General features: G+C 55.7%; 12 protein-coding genes. 5 read left to right on the top strand and 7 right to left on the bottom strand.

All coding sequences use genetic code 11. The annotated features are described in order from the left end of the window. Positions 1-41: 41 nt before the first annotated feature. Entirely contained in the window at positions 42-1,001 is a 960-nt protein-coding gene (locus AC6RUA_RS19015) for a tyrosine-type recombinase/integrase (RefSeq protein ID WP_499816082.1), read from the bottom strand. Between the two features lie 347 nt (positions 1,002-1,348). Here AC6RUA_RS19015 and AC6RUA_RS19010 point away from each other — a divergent pair, with 347 nt between their 5' ends. Further along, positions 1,349-1,990, top strand: coding sequence for a transcription initiation factor IIB family protein (locus AC6RUA_RS19010; protein ID WP_499816081.1), 642 nt, complete (start codon positions 1,349-1,351; stop codon positions 1,988-1,990). Here the strand turns inward: AC6RUA_RS19010 and AC6RUA_RS19005 are convergent. Next, complete coding sequence (locus AC6RUA_RS19005) at positions 1,941-4,085, bottom strand: Aq_aa27 family P-loop NTPase (protein ID WP_499816080.1); 2,145 nt, start codon at positions 4,083-4,085, stop codon at positions 1,941-1,943. The genes AC6RUA_RS19010 and AC6RUA_RS19005 overlap by 50 nt on opposite strands. Positions 4,086-4,372: 287 nt before the next feature. Here AC6RUA_RS19005 and AC6RUA_RS19000 point away from each other — a divergent pair, with 287 nt between their 5' ends. After that, positions 4,373-5,773, top strand: a complete 1,401-nt coding sequence (locus AC6RUA_RS19000; protein ID WP_499816079.1) for a hypothetical protein — start codon at positions 4,373-4,375, stop codon at positions 5,771-5,773. 471 nt (positions 5,774-6,244) lie between these two features. On the opposite strand, the gene AC6RUA_RS18995 is transcribed toward AC6RUA_RS19000, so the two are convergent. Further along, positions 6,245-6,625 (bottom strand): hypothetical protein, encoded by a 381-nt coding sequence (locus tag AC6RUA_RS18995; protein WP_499816078.1) that lies wholly within the window; start codon positions 6,623-6,625, stop codon positions 6,245-6,247. 17 nt (positions 6,626-6,642) lie between these two features. Next, entirely contained in the window at positions 6,643-7,605 is a 963-nt protein-coding gene (locus AC6RUA_RS18990) for a hypothetical protein (RefSeq protein ID WP_499816077.1), read from the bottom strand. Between the two features lie 546 nt (positions 7,606-8,151). On the opposite strand from AC6RUA_RS18990, the gene AC6RUA_RS18985 reads away from it, so the two are divergent. Continuing rightward, a complete protein-coding gene (locus AC6RUA_RS18985) occupies positions 8,152-8,865 on the top strand; it encodes a hypothetical protein (RefSeq protein WP_499816076.1) in 714 nt (237 codons plus the stop codon). 446 nt (positions 8,866-9,311) lie between these two features. Here AC6RUA_RS18985 and AC6RUA_RS18980 read toward each other — a convergent pair whose 3' ends face one another. Together AC6RUA_RS18980 and AC6RUA_RS18975 are read right to left on the bottom strand one after the other, a co-directional pair. Next, on the bottom strand, positions 9,312-10,091 hold the full coding sequence (locus tag AC6RUA_RS18980; RefSeq protein ID WP_499816075.1) for a hypothetical protein: 780 nt from the start codon (positions 10,089-10,091) through the stop codon (positions 9,312-9,314). 113 nt (positions 10,092-10,204) lie between these two features. Then, the gene (locus AC6RUA_RS18975) at positions 10,205-11,131 is read right to left on the bottom strand and encodes a hypothetical protein (RefSeq protein WP_499816074.1); all 927 of its coding nucleotides are present in this window, start codon (positions 11,129-11,131) and stop codon (positions 10,205-10,207) included. A gap of 1,292 nt (positions 11,132-12,423) precedes the next feature. On the opposite strand from AC6RUA_RS18975, the gene AC6RUA_RS18970 reads away from it, so the two are divergent. After that, positions 12,424-12,744, top strand: coding sequence for a hypothetical protein (locus AC6RUA_RS18970; RefSeq protein ID WP_499816073.1), 321 nt, complete (start codon positions 12,424-12,426; stop codon positions 12,742-12,744). Positions 12,745-14,303: 1,559 nt separating this feature from the next. Here AC6RUA_RS18970 and AC6RUA_RS18965 read toward each other — a convergent pair. Then, positions 14,304-16,079: a DEAD/DEAH box helicase gene (locus AC6RUA_RS18965; RefSeq protein ID WP_499816072.1), complete on the bottom strand. Its 1,776-nt coding sequence runs from the start codon at positions 16,077-16,079 to the stop codon at positions 14,304-14,306. A gap of 117 nt (positions 16,080-16,196) precedes the next feature. On the opposite strand from AC6RUA_RS18965, the gene AC6RUA_RS18960 reads away from it, so the two are divergent. Further along, positions 16,197-17,045 (top strand): hypothetical protein, encoded by an 849-nt coding sequence (locus tag AC6RUA_RS18960; RefSeq protein WP_499816071.1) that lies wholly within the window; start codon positions 16,197-16,199, stop codon positions 17,043-17,045. Positions 17,046-17,047 lie beyond the last annotated feature (2 nt).

The following is a 17,047-nucleotide window of genomic DNA, read 5'->3' as shown; positions in this document are numbered from 1 at the left end:
ACTCTGTTGTATCGGTGATATTCAATCTTTCTGGGAAGTCTCTACGAGATCCGTTCGTATCCTGCCGCGCTTAGTAGTGATACATATGACCGATCAATATCCCGCCCTGAGAGATGGACATACCGGCCCGGAACATTTGACCCGGGTGACCACCCAAACCACTCGCACATCTGTGCCTCCGTGAGATAGTTCGCCAGATGCGTCGCCCGACTATGCCTGAAGTGATGCGGGTTCACAGGCTTCTGGATCCCAGCCTCATCACGCGCTCGTTCAAGGATTCCCAAGCGGATATACTGATAGCTGATCTGGTCCTCGGGAGAGCCTTGGTCCAAATCGATCTTGCACCAAAGCGGCGCATCTGGCCGTGGGTTTGGATGCACAGCGTGCCAGGCGTCGATGAAGGGTCCAGACTCAAGCAGTAGGAGACGTCGTGCTCCCGTCTTACCAGAGACGACAGCGTGTTTTCCGAGTGGAGAGTCCTCAATATCTCCCAGACGGAGGTCAATGAGTTCCCCGATTCGGGCGCCGGTCTCCCAGAGGACAGCGATAAGAGCCCGATCGCGATCGTTCTTGCATACGGCGATCATCGCTCGAACGTCCTGCGGGGTCAAGAGGCTCTGCGGTAGAATCCGACGGTGTTGAGAGGGACCACGATGAATCCACTTCGTCTCGAGTGGCTCCTCACCGTCGTTCATCCACTTCCACAGTTGCTTGATCGCCTGTTTGTAGTCAGCGACGGTCGAGTTCGTCGTTCCGCGTGTATAGAGCCAAGAGACGAGTTCCTCTACATCCTCTTTGTCGAAATCCGCGAACGGAACACCGCCAACACGTTCAGCGAGTATCTTGTAGTGGGACATCAGATTCTGCTGTTGCGCGCCACTAATGTCCGAGACGACCATCTGCCGGTGATAGTCTTGAATTAGCTTCTTGTTCGCCGGATGGATCGTCTCTGACGCTTCGATATGCGCGAGCGACTGTGCGGCCTTCTTCTCGTAGTCCATTGTTGGTATGTCTCTTCTCTATACGCCCGCTGAGCAGATAACTAGGCTAGTAGCCTCTCTGAAATACAAGCACGGCACGCCCCGCTCGCCTCTCGCGGCCGGGTCCACGGCGCTCCTGCGTCGCGCCGTGCTCGCTCGTGCCTCCCCGGCACGCCAGCGGGCTGTGGCTCCCGATTCCTGTGCGCGCTGCGCGTGCTCGGAATACGGCACCCACGCTCCGCTGGCCGCTCGCCCCGACCGCTTCGGCGCGCGTGGCTGGTTGCCTGTCTGCCATCGGCGCGCTCTCGCTCGCGCCCAAGGGCGCTCGCGAAGGCGCGAACGAGAGCGCGCGAAGAGGTAGTCGGTGTGTGAGAACAGCCACGGCTGGAGAGTCGTGGTGTCGGAAGAAGACGCCGAGTGAGCGCCTTCAGGTTCTGGAAAACCCAATGTCTAGTAGCAACTTCATCACGTATGAAGGTTCGGTCGAACAGGTAGCAGAACACTCGGAAGCGGCGGCTGAGGCGCGTGGAGAGGCAGCAGTTGAGCGTGAGCGGACGGCGCGGTCGGTGTGCCCCGAATGTGAGGGACGGATCGTCGCGGCTCGGTACGACTCGTACTGTGAGACGTGTGGATTGGTCGTCTCGGAGTCACACATCGAACACGGACCGACGCTGGCCGATGTAGGGAAGGGGCGGAATCAGGATGGCGCACCGCGCGTGGAGACGGCGTCACCCTACCACGTGGATCCAGTGGGATCGACGTTCTCGTTCTCGTACTTCGACGGGAACGGAAACCCGCTGTCGTCGTCGCAAGTGAGGCGTGTGCGTCGGATGGAGAAGCGGCTGAGGTGGGAGAGCGATTCGGCGGACCAGTTGCGGACGGATGCGCTCCAAGACATCAAGTCGATGGGACGGAGTGCGAGTCTACCCCGGTTCGTTCGCGAGCGGGCGACTGATCTGTTCAGGGACGCGCTCGAGAGAGGAATCCCTCACGCGGATCTGTATCTGTAGTCTCCCCAAGCCAGTCGAAGAACTCATTCGGCGTCTTGATCACGAGATCTAAGCCCCGCTTTTCGACGCGGACTGTCATCGGCGGATCACGCTTGTACTCATGCAGCTCGAAGTTCATCGCCTCGGGGAACGTCACCTGGAGCGTGTCGCCGTCGTCGGTGATCTCGACGTCCTCGCGATCGACAAGATTCCGCCAGCGTTCGCGACCCGTGTCGTATACCTCCTCGGCTGGCTCGTTGGGAAAGTAGTCAGGGAGCGGCCGTCCAGCGAACTCGTAGAGGTCTCGCATCGCCCCTCGAACTTCACGGAGCGCGTCCGAGTCTTCGCCCAGCTCCAGATCACGATTCAGGTACTCGTGACCGAACCACTGGAAGACCGCGTTGTCGGTATCGATTAGTCGGTTGACCTCCGCTTCGCCTTGGTGTGAAGTCATGAAGTTGACGTCGAAGCGGAGGATCTTTGCCCGATTCCGGAACCACTCCCCAGGCCGCTTATCGTTCGAGACGAACGCAAACATCGGGTACGGAGTGTTACCCGTCCATCCGCTCCAGTAGTTCCGGAGTGTGTCCAACGAGTTCACCTTCTGTTTCGTAATGTCGTCGACGACAACAGGGAACGAGGTGTGAGCCGAGCGTAGGTTTCGAACCTTCCGCTTCCCGATCTCGTCCGCATCAACTGGGGCCTCAACTCGGTTCCCGCTGATCAACGAGAGGACGAACCGCGAGAACGTCCCTTTGCCGCCGTTCGACTCACCGAAGATGTAGAGATATGGAAGCGCCTTGTCGAGATTGATTCCGTGGCGTCGGTAAAAAGCCGCCTGTCGATTGGCAAACGGCGCCCAGAAGAACCAGAGGAGCGCCTCGTACATGTGCGCCTTGACGGCCGTCGGGTTGTTCGAATTCCCGTAGTCGTCGACGGTCGCGAAATACGCCTCTATCTCCGCGAGCGCTGCATCAACGGCATTCGGATCTGTCGGTGGCTGTGTAACCCGATAGACAGCGCCGTCGTAGTGAAACTTGAGTCGATCCTGTTCGTCGTCTAGGTGCATCGTCGGAACGTCGAACACCTGTTGTGCGTATCGCTGGAAGGCATCGGGCGTCGTGGTCAGTGTGTCGTTCGAGACGGTTGCATCGTAGTCCGTCATTTGTGAGACCGTGCTCACCGTTGACTCGTCGTATCCACGGAGCGAGAGGGTAATGCGGTCCTCCGGGGCGTCTCCTAATCCTGGCCCATCTGTATCATCTTCTGCGGTCACCTCTTCTGTCAATCCCTCGCCTGACGTGTCGACAGTAGTAGTGTCGTCTTCGACCGGCTCAGGATCGAACGCGAGATCGACGGCTTCGACTTCGGCATCGATATGATCCGCGAGTCGACCGTGAATTTCACCCAATTCGTCCTGCGTGCCGACCCGTCCCTCGGTGTAGAGTTTGATGACTTCCGCTCGCTCGTCGGTCGAGTGCTCGATCTGCTCGGTGAGATCCTCGAGGAATGGCCCGCCGTTATTGTAGGAGTCACGATGGTCCTGGTAGAGCGCTTCGAACTGCGCATACAGTTCGCTATCGGTGGTGGTTTCATAGACGATGCCTGCGTTCGTCTGGTTCGACCAAGCATTCCGTGAGAGGTTCGGCGAGCCGATGATTACCTTTGTCGGCGTAATCGGCTCATCGGGCCTTGGAGCTGCCTGTGCTGACGCCGTTCCGCCGAGGGTCATCTGATCGTCTCCCTCATCATCACTATCGGCAGGGTCAGTCTCGGGATACTCGATCAGATAGAGCTTCGAGTGGACTTCCTTGTTCTCACAGAGATAGATGATCAGCTTCTCTTCACGACGGAGCCGTTCAAGCTGGTCGGCGAGGTCCGGCTTATCGATTAGACGCTCTCGGTAGTCGTCAACGTCCCCGACAACGACTTCCAGCCGCTCTAGGTTCTCGAGATCCTCGAAGAGATGCAGAATAAACTTCGGCGAGTCACAGTACGTAACAACGCGCATCCGAACAGCCTCGGTGAACAGATCGGCAAATGAGCCCCAGCTCTTGAAGATCTCCGCATAGCTGTTATCCGCTGTCGCCGTCTGCAGTGGAATATCGAACCTCATCAGACTGTGTATTTGTCTGGTCAGACTAGCCACCCAAAATATGTTACTCGCCTGCTATCATTGCTGAGACGGGCCCCGACAGGGCGATAGCGTTCTGGATTTTATCCACTCGACTACGCGCCGAGCCCATGGTACAACCGCTCTCAACCAGGGTTACAGACTATTGGCGTCGCACACCAGCTCCTCAGTGTGGTGGTCGACGAATTCAATGGGAGTGAGTCCCTTGGCGATTGCTAATCCACTTTGCTGGACGTTTATCATACTGCCTGAGTGAGCATAAGCCAAGAATGCTATACATCGAATCCCCAGATGATCTACAGTGGTATCGAGACAACCTTGGCGACGTTTGGCAATCGGCCATACTCACATTCTCCAGTATCGAGGTTGACGGGGTTCAAATTCCGAATGGAGAGCTCTCCTTTTCTCGAGAACCTGGCGACGAGGCTGCTGAACTCCTGTATCAAGAGGGCTCCCTCTCTGTATATGAGGTTGTCTCGAACTCGCCGATAGACCTGCTGGAGCAGATACTCAACGGGAAGGTTCCTACAAACAACGGATCGGTTGAGATCGACAGCGAACTCGGTCGACGCACTACAGGTAACTACTTTCAAGCCGGCGGTCGAGAAAGCCGTGTCCGAGAAACCCGTCCTCAAATGGAGGTCAACGCCGCTGTCCACATCGGTATTCCAGAAATGGTTGAGGACAGGTACTCTGAAATCACCACCAAGTTGGATGACGAGCTGATGCGAGCGGAGGAACCGTACTACGATCTTGGACGTTGCGAGGGCTACTACTTCGATTATATTTCCAGCTCTTATCGAGGGAGTCCGGCGATTCTGTTGTTTGCTGAGTTGGGGATGGAGTTCAGCATTAACGCGTCTGATACGCTTAAGATAATCTCTCCTACGAGCCTGTTTGAGAACATGTTCGTTAGTGTCCTCCCCCAGAGGCCGTACGACGAGCACAAAGGGTGGCGAGTCGAGTTCGATAAAGGACAGCTAGAGTCCCTCAATGACGGTCGGACACGGTATACTGAAAATCTAGAACTGGACGGTATCGACGAGTTATACGCAGCCCTGTATCTCGAGGACCGGTCGGTCAAACTGATCGAACACAACAGGGCCGATATCATCCCGGAGAACCCCCGCTATGAAATCATGCAGGCGTTCGATCAAGCTGACCACTTAGAGGGGTACCTAGAGGGCCACAACGCGGATTGCTTCGAGGTAGCTGTAGTGAATGCCTTGAGTACGGCAGGTTGGCTCGTCCAGTGGTACGGGGACGATTCGTTCGTGATCCCCAGTTTCTCGGAGGACGTCCCTGGTGCTCAGTACCAGGAAATTGATATCATCGCCTATCACCCTGAGAATACGGTAGTACTCTTCATCGAGTGTACCAATCAAGACATCTCTGAAAAAGAGCAGATATTAGACCGAACAGGGGCAATCAGCTCTGTGCTCAGCGAATCCATCATACCCACAGCGACCGGCTTCTTCGACTCTCTTCAGCCAGTCCCATGTGTGGCTACACCACAGAATCCGGAGAATTTGAATGACGAGGTCGTTAGTGAGTTTGAGGAGAAGGGGATCAAGGTCCTCCATAGCGAACGGCTGGAAGCGATCTACGCTGTGAGCCAAGGGACGACGGGCACCGTGGATACCGACACTCCACTCATAGACGTGATGTAGAAGCTCTCAGAGTGCTATCCTCTGATAGAACTCAGTTCAATCACGACGACAACTAATTTATAATAGGGGATAGATACATCTTGAAAGACACGAGTGCGCAGTTCATTCATACTGGAGACCTCCACTTGGGAAGTCCGCTTCGAGCAATCTCCGGCGCATCCGATGATATGCGGGAACGGCTCACCCGGGCGACTCAAGAACCTCAAACCGATCGACTGTTCATCGATTAAACACTGAGAAAAATCAATTCGGGAACGCTAGCTACACGCCAAGTCTACTAGCCTCTATAGCGGGTGAGGACCGGGAGACAGCGCCTTCTTTGTGATCCTAATGAACCCGATGCCGACAGCAGAGAGAGACATCTGACAATTGTTGACGAGGACGTATAGTCAGCGATAACTAGGTCCGAATGACAGTCAGGTCAATGGCTGGCATTCCTCAACCAGTCGCTTTCTGAGCGATTTGAGAACATTACTGCATGTCGATCCCCTCTTCGATCACACAGTGGGGACACCAGTGTTCATCTTCCCTCGAAACCTTTGACCTGACGTAATAGCAATCCAGCTGATGGAATGACCCCCCACAGTTCTCGCAAGCCGATTGCTGCTTGCGCTGTTTGCGGTCCGCGAGAGATTCTCCTATCCACCCCCCGACGACGAGGGCGACGGACACCCAAAAAATCAGGATAGGTAGAGTAGGATTGAAGATGAATGCCTCAGCCAATAAATCGATCGTGGCGGCTAATTCATCGGGATCTCTCCGACGGAATGCTCTCGCTGCCCTGTTAAGAAACACGACAAGCAAAGCGATCAGAATGACGGCCTGTTCCCAGGCGGGTTTGTTGTCTGCCATAGCCAGTCGTATCTAATTTAGACTTGGTAGACGTGGGCCGTATCGTATTCGTCGGGGACGTCACCGATCGCCCAGCCCACACCGGTCGTCTCGATATAGTAGTATTTCCGTCCATCCAACTCCCAGTAGTACCCAGGTAGATTGTCACCACCGTATATTCCAGCGGCCATATGGCCGGGCGGCTGGATCAACACCATATCGTACTCGAAAGGCTCCGACTGGAGGACACCACAGAGCATAATCGATGAATCCTCACAGTCTCCGCCGAGCTCGACCAGTGTCTCGAGACTAAACTTCGTGTAGTCGTCGTATCCCTTCGAGACGTCATCCGGAACGTATGGAAGGTGCTGAACGAAGTCGATAACGAACTCGATCTGCTCCCGCTTTTCGGTGAAGCCATTCTCTGTGGCGCTTTTCTCGAGCAGTACGGCGAGTTCACCTGCGAATCCACTGGCCGATTCGTAGGCGACGAACTCCGATCGACTACGGGAGTGGCTTCGTCTAAGTGCCTCTAAGTAGCCAGATTTGAAGATACTGAAGTCGACCGTCCAGTCGTTCCCGTTCGTTTCCCCCCTGAATGTCAGCGCGAACGCACCGTCAACAATCGTTCGAGAATAATGGTCGCCCTCAGTTGACTCGATGTTCGAAAACTCATCCGGTTCAACACGTTCAGCTGTCTGTTTATTCCGGAGTTGAAACGGGTCTGTCTCCGAAACATACTCTACCGCCTCTGTCGCAGCCGAATCAAATGTCTCCCCGTCTGGAACGAGAAATGCCATCGCGTACAGCGATGTCTCATAAGCCGGCTCGTACTCCCACTCGAGATCGACAGTCGGCGTCGAGACGTTACCCTCATCCATCGTATCGGAGGACCCCTCTGCGTAGATGGATCCAGACGGAAACTCCGTCACGAAAACCTCGAGATGTTTAGAGCCGAGATCAGATAGATCCGGGTCCTCCGGGTCGACCTTAACCGTCACACTGCTCGGTCCATACGACTGAATATAGGACCAGGCCCGATCTTCGAGGCCGTACGCAGTCAGGTGGTTGCTAGGCCGTTCACCGATCTCGGGTTCTGGCGTCGGGGTCGGCGTCGGAGTGGGAGTAGGGGTTGGCGTAGCGGTGGGCGTCGGCGATGGAGTCGGTGTTGGCGTCGATGTGTCCTGAGTCGGCTTTGGGGTCGTGGTTCGTGTTTTCGCTGCGGATGCCTTCCCCTCGATATCGGATTTCTGTTGTACATCCGGGTCCTGGGGAGCGTAGTCTTTCGAGTCCACCATTCCATCTCCATCAGAATCCGATAGCTCTGCCCCACCAGAGCTGGTACAACCAGTGAGTGCGGCCAAGCCACTTCCTCCGATCGCGGCTATGAGCCGCCTACGGCTTTGCATTGTAGCCTGCTCGACACTACCTGGTAATAACTATTCAGTCCTCGATCTCAACCACGATATTTGATGTGCGACGGACAACATATCTATACAGATAATTTGGAGGCCAGATACATATGCTCGAATGGGGAGATTCGCTCGATGGGTTCCACACGACGGAGTCTCTTGGCGGCAGTAGGAATCGTTGGGACGACGGGCTGTACGAAACTCGCAGCGAAGGCTGCAAAGAAAGGGGCCGACGACGCTGCTGCGAAAGGAGCTGATGATGCCATTGCGAAAGGAGCTGACGACGCCGAAGGAATGGAAGGAGTGGACTTCGAAGATATAGAGCCGGTAGATTTCGGAGAGATGGACGAGGCGGACTCTAAACCAGTCAATTTTCCATCCAACGTCGGCGCTGTCGACGATCTGGGAAATGAACTCGCTCAACTGGCTGCCGCAGATGGATCATCGGTGTCAATGGGTGACACTCTACAACCCGAACTAATCTCGACGAAGCAGTACGATGACGAGTACCAGCTTGCTGCTGGTGAGTACACACGGCTTGGGATCACCTATACGTGGGTCGCAGAGTCAAACCACGAAGTTATTCAGCTTGAATACGAGATCACTTCGCAGACCGACACACCCGTCGATATCATCCTCTTCTCTCGTGAATCGTTTTCCAACTTCGAACGTGGAGATACAGCCGAGTACTACGTGAATGGCTCGCATCTCGGAAGTACGCAAGTGGCTGGAGTAGTCTTGCTGCCGCTTCGCAACTACGTACTCGTCGTCGATAACACACGTCGCGGACCGACGACCCCAGTCGGTACCGTTGACGTGAGTGTCTCCGTGAGTGGGGAGCTCTACTAATGCGGTCTAACTGGTGGCACCTCGTCGCTGCACTTCCGGTGTACTTCATCCTCGTAATTCCGTTTATCCTGTTGACGGGAGTGAATCCAACTATCGTTCAGATCGCTCTCCTGCTCGCATATCCCATCGGGTTGCTTCTGGATGCAAGGTATGTACGGACACACAGTGAGACCTGGCAGCCACGGAGTTCCGTATACGGAGGACTGAGTTTGTTAGTTGTCCTGTCGGTCGGTGTTCTATCGATCGTGGTCTCGCCGTACTATCTCTACAAGCGATCCAAGCACGTCGCGTAAACCCGCTCGCAGTAAGCTCGACGAATACGACGATCACTCGGCCGTCCCGGCCGACATTCACGATTGACTCCAGTTGTCGAGTGAGATTTCGCTGATGAGGCGACTGCCGAATATTTCTGTGAGTTCCGCTGGAAGAGCCTCGATGATCGAATGTTACTCCCAGACCGTTTCGTACTCCCCCACCTCGAGATAATACGCCTCATCGTCTACCACAGGACGAGGTAAGATTCCGCCGTCGAAATCATGCGCATGACCGAGGTGAATCGGGAGATAGCCATCGGCCGGATCGTCAGTCTGGCTTGTAGCAACCAATCGTCTATTGACTAGTCGGAGAGTCGTCGCATCGCCACGCTCTTCGGCGGCCTGCTTCCAGTCAGCGATTGCGGCTTTGACTTCAGCTCGCTTGTCCGCTAGTACATCGTCATGGGGGACATTCCCCCAAACATGGCCGTGCTCGGTCACGTAGAGGCGCCCCGGATTCGGTCGATATTCACTATACTTCGCGATCAACTCCGGATGGTCAAAGGCAGACTCGAATCGATAGTCTCGCCACTGCCAGACCAGCGTTCCCTTGTGGCTTACTGCCCATCGCTCGCCGTGGTTGAACGGGAGGCCAGTCCAGATTCTGACAGCCTGTCCAGGAGGCTCAGGATTGACGTCAACGGCGTCGAATCCAATTTTACCCGAAAGCGTTCCCACATATACCGGGATCCATCCATCCGAAGTTGGCGCCGCCTCGAGGTTCGAATAGTCATCAGCGTGGACCTTTGTGAGCACCTCGCCTCGGGCTGTAACACGGAAGCTCCCACGAGCACCGGACTTTCCGGCGAGGACCATGGCTCGTTGGAGTCCCTGGGGTGGGGTTGCGAAGATCGTGAGATCGCGCTGTTTCCATTTGAGGACGAGCCCCTCGGGGTAGTCTTCGTCGCTCACGAGGCTGTAGCGCGAGCCTCGATATGCCGACGGCCATGGCTGTCGTGGCTCAACCCTCACGGAGCGGCCACCGCTGATCGGAACATCCGTTGCTTCTTCGTCGAAAGTACATGTCATTCGTCGTCTCCAAATTCGGTTAACAGTCGGTCAAACGCACCGTAGTCACCGTCCTCAGCGGGATCAGCGTATAGCACGCCTGTTTCACCGGCGCTGGGTCGGCGTTCGGCAACAGGAATTGGTCGCGTAGCATTCGTCTCGACGTGTCGCCCATCGTCCGTCCCTGACCAGATCTCATCGGGATGATCAGCAAGTGGGTCTCGCTCGCTCACGGGTGCTGGAAGCGGTGGAAGCGTCTCGATGAGGGTCGTATGCTCATCTGGATCGAGATCGTCTCCATCGACGACCGCCCCCAAGATGGAAGGCGTGAGTTGCGTCTCAGTAAGCCACGTTGTGAGGGAGGCTGCATCGAAGATTCGGATCTCGTGGTCGGCAGCGTACTCCCGTGCGGCATCGGTAATGCCAGTGTTCGATACGAGACCGAGGGTCGATGGCGAACGGCCAATCGACGGTGTGGTATTCCCATTAACGATGGTCGCGATGTCATCTCTCTCGATCGGGACTGTGGCCGGACGCGGAACCGTCTTGAGACCGACAGTAGTGTGCTGACGGTTCCAGAGGAGATCGATCCCAATATCGTCGATGTCGGCAACGGTCCGGAACGTCCCGTCGTAGCGCGTGAGGACGAGCCCGAGGGTGGTCGCGAAGTCACGACACCGGAGGTACTCGATATCACCGATATCGATGAATCGCGACTCGAGAGGACGAGGGTCGTCGAATGCCTGCATCGAGACTGCATCGTCGGTAGTGACCCGGTTGCGAGCTGATTCGACCATCGCATAGATACGATCCCGTGATATCTCGAGCTCCAGTCTCCCGAGTACGTCCGCGATTTCTCGCGTTGAGATACCTGCTTGCTCTGCGTCACGAACTGTCGCGACGATATCACCGGGATGATACCAGTTCGGGTGCGTAGCTGCCATTATCGACTCGCCCCCCGGAACCGATAGCGACCACCCAGCGCATGGCGGGCGAGTTCCACCTTGCTCATCCGATCAAGGACGATTAGGTGGTCAGCTCGTAACCATCCCCGGTGTCCGTGGATGATTAGATATGCGGCGTTTGTGGCGGTTTCGAGGGTCTGATACTGCTCACCGATATCCGAGGGGACAGTACTCGTGAGTTCTCCAAGGGACCGGCACGTCTCACACACCTGATTCTCGAGCGCGTCCGGATGGTACTCCTGCCGGCATGACGCACATGAGTGAGTGTGATCCGAGCAGATGGGATCGCCTGTAATCGGATCGTCGGGGGCGTGGTCGGAACAGAATGAGTTCTCACCGACGGTACAGATGACTCGATGGCTCTCACAGAGTCCATCAGACGCCGATTCTGTGTCACATCCAGCGCACGGCTCGAGATGAGTGGCACAGTGCGGTTCACCGTCTTTGGCACAGCGGTGGACATGGGTATCACAGAGGGTCTCCCCGCAGTGAGCACAGGTTTCTCGATGCGTTTCACACAGCGTCGCTCCGCAGTCAGTGCACGGTGCTATATGGGAGGAACCGAACGAACGATCGCATTCGTCACATGCAACCACGTCGTCAGCGCAGATGGCCTCCGAACAGCCCGCACAGTCGATCGCGTGCTCTGTACAGAGGCGATCATCACACTCATGACACGTGGTCGTATGAGTCGGACAGGCAGTCTCGGCACAGGTGGCACAAGAGACCGTATCATCGGGGCACGTGATCGCTCCACAGCTGTGGCAATTAGTTGCGTGCGTCGAGCACGTGACCCCACCACAAGCCGTACATTCGTGAGCGTGGGTGCTGCAAAGACGGTCGTCACAGTGCTCACAGACAACGGTATGCTCGGAGCAGAGCGTCGTCTCGCAGGTCGAACACGTGACGGCATCCGTCAAGCAAAGGCGGGTGCCACACGCCGTACATGTGTCACTGTGAGTGGTGCAGACTACGTCCCCACAGTCATCACAGGTGATGGAGTGACCTTCACAGTAAGCGGTCTCACATTGGGAACACGTGACTGCATGAGCGGTGCAAAGTGGGTCACCACAGTCCGAGCATGCAGTGCCGTGTGACTCACAGACCCCTTCCCCGCACACGTGGCACTCGATGAGATCATCATCGCAGGTCCAGGTGTGGCAGGTAGCACAGTTCGTAACGTGGTCGTAGCAGAACCGCTCACCACAGTCGGTACATCGGGTCGTGTGTTTCGTACAGAAGCACTCCTCGCACCCAGCACATGAGACGTGATGAGCAGGGCAAAGTGCGTCATCACATCGACCACAGTGAGAGATATGATCGACGCCGACAGCGTCACCGCACACGGCACAGGAGGTCGTATCATCTTCACAGTGGACCCCCTCACAGTAGTCACACTCGGATGCGTGCTCAGTACAAACTGCATCGCCACAGGTGACGCACGTGTCGATATGGGTTTCACAGGCATGTACTCCGTCGACCGAACAAACCGCCGAGTGGTCGGTACAGACATCCGCGTCGCAGACGAGGCAGGTGACGAGACTCTCATCGGTATGATATTCACCACAGACCGGGCAGTACCCAGCGTGTGACGAGCAAAGAGTACCTTGCGCCGTCTCGACGGAGTCGTCAACACAGAACCCCCCGTCGCAGACGATACACGTATTCAGGTGATCAGAACAGACAGCCTCATCACAGTGGTCACATTCGCTGGTGTGGTCAAGGCAGTGATGGCGATCATCACTCGCACAGGTCACAAGATGATCGTCGCAATGGAACTCATCACAGGTTGCGCAGCTCGTACCACAGAGCGTGCAGGTAGTCACACCGTCATGCTCACACGTATGTCGGTGGGCATCACAGACGACACGCTCACAGCCGCTACACGTCTCCTGACACGCCGCACACTCGACTGTTCCACAGTACGTACACGTGACTGAGCCATCGGTTTCGACGCTACAGACAAGCCGCTCACAGGTCTCACACTCGTGTCGACACGCCTCACAGATAACATGACCATCATCACAGACGACCGGTGCCTGGTCAGGGGCAAATGCAGCCCCACAGTCGGCGCATTCGAATTCGTCAACTGTGTCTGTCGCCGGCGTGTACGAGACTTGAAGCTCGCCAGTTCGTCCATCATCGTCGAACTCAAGCGCTAGATTGCCGGTGTCGTAGGTAACAACGGTTGTCCCCACAGCTGCGACATCGATATCGATCGCATAGCGAGCGTTCGTTTCAGCGACGAGACTCGCTTCCTCTTCGACGAGATCATCTTGTTTGGCCTCAAGTTGACGACGTGACTGGCGGCTTTGCGGTTGAGCGATCTCTTCGGCTAGTTCTGCTCGTCGCTGTGCGTACAGCTCGCGGATTTCCTCTTCGCGGTCGGCTGCGGCAGACGCTGCTTCCGTCCGTAGCTCCTCAACGTCAGGCTGGAGACGTTCACAGAGACCGTCGACGGCGGATTCATAGAGTCGGTCGACAGTCCCATCCTCGAGTGCCACTGGGTCAGCAGGCCGAATCTCACGGGTGAGTGTGTCGAGGTGAGAGCTCAGTCGTGCCGTAAGTGTTGGAAGACGAGTTCCAGTCTCGACGGCGAGCGTCACTGTCTCAAACCGTTCACGGTCGTACGAGCGCATGCTCTCCATCCGAACGTAGAAATGAAATGATAACGCGACGTCGGCACCTGTCGGCTCGAACCCCGTCGGGCGGGCATTGGTATCGATTACTTCAAGTAATGGTGGCGCATGTATCTGCAGCTCATTAGCGCCTAATCGGATGTGCGCGACAGTGTCTCCGTCACGAGCAAGACGGAGCACCGAATTGAAAAACGGCGTTCCTGGTCGGACAACAATATCGCTCGCGTTCGGATCCTCGTCACGGGTGTCGAACACAAGTGTCGTCTGGTGGTCAGTCGACTCCTGAGATTGGGTGTCACTCAGACTCCCAGCAATAGCGTCGAGTGAATCGTTTCCCGTTCCCTGAGTTCCTGACCGAGGGCCGTCAACGGCTCGGGACTCGAGCTCACTCGGCAGTGTAACCTGCCATCGATCGGGCGAACGACGGTCGACCCTCCCTCCATTTGTCTCGATTACGGCCTCAGTGAGGCGCTTGATGCTTACTTGATTCAAAACACCCTGATCAATCGAACTCATCGTCCCTCAGCCCGGAACTCCATCCTGTCGAAAACACCCTTGTTGAAGGCGTTCATCTTCTTGGCGGCCTCCTGATTTCGCTCTAGATCGACCGCCATCTCTTCGAAGTTGTTCTCAAGTTCAACGCGGTTATCTGCTGTCCGAAGCCGGTCGAACACTTCCTGTTCGAAACCCGATCCGGACTGCTCGTCTTTTGAGAGAATCTCTTGTAGTTCCCCGATGGATTGTTTGAAGAGGTTGATCTTCGCATAGAGTTTCTCAAGAACATATTCTTCGATCGTGTCAGAAAGAGCGAGGTTAAACACGTGGACATCGCGTTCTTGCCCAATACGGTCAACACGGCCAATTCGCTGTTCAACCTTCATCGGGTTCCACGGTAGATCGTAATTTATGAGGACGTTGGAAAACTGCATATTCCGCCCCTCACTGATCGAATCAGTTGCGACTAGAAGTCCGCCCTCCGCTTCAAAATCCCGGACGATGGCGTCTTTCTCCTTACTGGAATTATCGCCATTAACCGGATGAACGGGAACGTTGAGTTCTTTGACACTCTCAACGATCTCTGACTGGGTAGGCCGGAACTGTGTGAAGACGACAGCACGGGTTGACTCAAGGTCATCCCGGATTGTTCGGATGATATCGTGAAGTCGTCGCTGCTTTGTCGTCGTTCCAATCTCGTTAGCGATAGCTTTGATGTCTTGTAGCTGCTGTCGTTCAGCAGGACTGAAGCTCGCTGCCCCTTCTCCGAGAATCCATTTATCGATCGTTCCCATTACTGCACTCGGACTGCTTACGACCTCCTTTTGAAGAAGTAGCATTACCAAGTGACGAGCATCCTCCTTCGCGTAGCTGGATCGGACAAACTCGGTGACAGTATTGTAGAGATGTCGTTCGGTTGGCCTTGGATCAAAGCTGTTCGTTCGCACCTCACGGTTCGTGAAGTCGATATCAGTGTCTTCACGGCGCGTTCGGAACATCACCTTCCTCAACTTCTTCTGAAACATATCCGCATTTTTGATATTAGTTGGATCGGTGTCGTCAACGTATCGAGCCTTGAATTCACGCTGCCCTCCGAACAGTCCCGGTCGGATCAGATGGACGAGATTATACAAATCCCAGATATCGTTTTGAATCGGCGTCGCCGTCGCAAAGAACGCCTCTGCATATTCGATTTTCGAGAGCAGATCGTATCGCTTCGTCCCCCGGTTGCGGGCGTAATGCGCTTCGTCAAGCACTAGCACATCCCACGTCCGACTCAGCACATCGGGCGCGAATCGATCGCTTTTCGCTGTGTCGATACTTGCGACGATTCTGTCGTGAGCGTCGAACCCGTCGAACTCATCATCGTAGTTACAGACAAACTCAAGATCGAATTTCTCCGCTAATTCGTGCTGCCACTGGGGAGCAAGCTGTGCCGGTGTGAGTATGAGAAAGGACTCGCGCGTATCTCGAAGGTCCATCTCCTTGAGAACCATACCGATCTCGATGGTTTTCCCAAGGCCGACCTCATCAGCAAAGAGTAGCCCATCACCCATCTTGTCGATTGCCTCATGGGCAGCCGACAGCTGATGATCGAGGAGCTTGACCTTGTCTTTGATCTCCTCAATCGCGAGGAGATCTTGACGACTCTGTTCGGCTCCGAAGCGATACGCCTGTACTGCTTGGAGGTGAGTTTCTGCGACCTTTTCCCCTGTTCGTCCAGTCTCAAGAGTCGATGGAGGATCGGCGATCGACCAGTTCACCCCCCGCCCTCCATCGGAGTCTGATGACATATCGATAAGAGACAATACGACAACCCACTAATGAATGTTTCCCCTAATATTGATTACCGACTACTATACTTATGTAGGGGGAGTCCTTGGATTCGGTAACAACTTCGAGGCGACTGAATGAGCAAGACTATCGAGTCGGGAGAAGAATGGCCCGACTACTATCGCGGGTACCGGTTACAAACGAATCCCGACGGCGATGTGTGGTGGCAAGTCTATCAAGGAACGGACCGCCTGTTTCTCGATCCGACTCCTGATGACCTGGTTGAGGATTTACTTTCGCTCAAACGACTCGGCGGGCGGGTACGAGTTACGGAGGATGGGGACGTTGTCACCCGAGTCGAAGCCGATGAGGGATACGATGCACTCTACGTTGGGGAGCTTACGCTTGAGGGGCAGTTCGTCCCGACGGAGGCACCAGAGCACAGTATCGATGTCCGCCCCACGGACCTTTCAACAGGAGATCTCTGGCCGAGCATCTACGATGGCGCAAAGTTCTCGTTTGGTGGAGACCGGGTCTGGTGGCAACATCCACAGACGCACAAACGCCATCCTGTTGAAACCGAACTCTCGAAAGATGTACTTGGAACTCTTCAGCAACTCAAGCCACGTGGCGGCTCGTTTCGCGTGACTCCCTGGAACGATGTCATCACTCTTGTAGAGGACCCTCCCAACCCCAACCAAGCCCGAACGCAACTTCAGGCTCTCCCACGCGTTATCAAGAATATCATCATCATGCGACGCGAACGCGGTGTCGAGATGCTGCCCGTCTACGTTGGGACCCTCGATACCACGCCGATCGCAGTGAGCGAGCCCCGGTCGCTTACGGATCGACTCTCCCCGGAGGAGCAGGCCCAACTCGACTCATGGGCCGGGTCACTCGGTCCAACCACGACGACAGACCCTGAACAACACCGGGCACGCGAGGCCGAATCAGATATTCCGACTGACGACCCGACAGACTGGTAAGC

Source organism: Halorarum sp. SLYT50 (assembly GCF_059821265.1).
The sequence above is the reverse complement of the archived record's forward strand: the minus strand, read 5'-3'. Positions and strand labels throughout refer to the sequence as shown.

Bases quoted from the DNA above. Each gene is read 5' to 3' on its own strand.
- AC6RUA_RS19005 (WP_499816080.1), bottom strand. From the start codon at position 4,085: ATGAGGTTCGATATTCCACTGCAGACGGCGACAGCGGATAACAGCTAT.
- AC6RUA_RS19000 (WP_499816079.1), top strand. From the start codon at position 4,373: ATGCTATACATCGAATCCCCAGATGATCTACAGTGGTATCGAGACAAC.
- AC6RUA_RS18960 (WP_499816071.1), top strand. From the start codon at position 16,197: ATGAGCAAGACTATCGAGTCGGGAGAAGAATGGCCCGACTACTATCGC.
- AC6RUA_RS18975 (WP_499816074.1), bottom strand. From the start codon at position 11,131: ATGGCAGCTACGCACCCGAACTGGTATCATCCCGGTGATATCGTCGCG.
- AC6RUA_RS18965 (WP_499816072.1), bottom strand. From the start codon at position 16,079: ATGTCATCAGACTCCGATGGAGGGCGGGGGGTGAACTGGTCGATCGCC.
- AC6RUA_RS19015 (WP_499816082.1), bottom strand. From the start codon at position 1,001: ATGGACTACGAGAAGAAGGCCGCACAGTCGCTCGCGCATATCGAAGCG.
- AC6RUA_RS18970 (WP_499816073.1), top strand. From the start codon at position 12,424: ATGAGCAGGGCAAAGTGCGTCATCACATCGACCACAGTGAGAGATATG.
- AC6RUA_RS18995 (WP_499816078.1), bottom strand. From the start codon at position 6,625: ATGGCAGACAACAAACCCGCCTGGGAACAGGCCGTCATTCTGATCGCT.
- AC6RUA_RS18985 (WP_499816076.1), top strand. From the start codon at position 8,152: ATGGGTTCCACACGACGGAGTCTCTTGGCGGCAGTAGGAATCGTTGGG.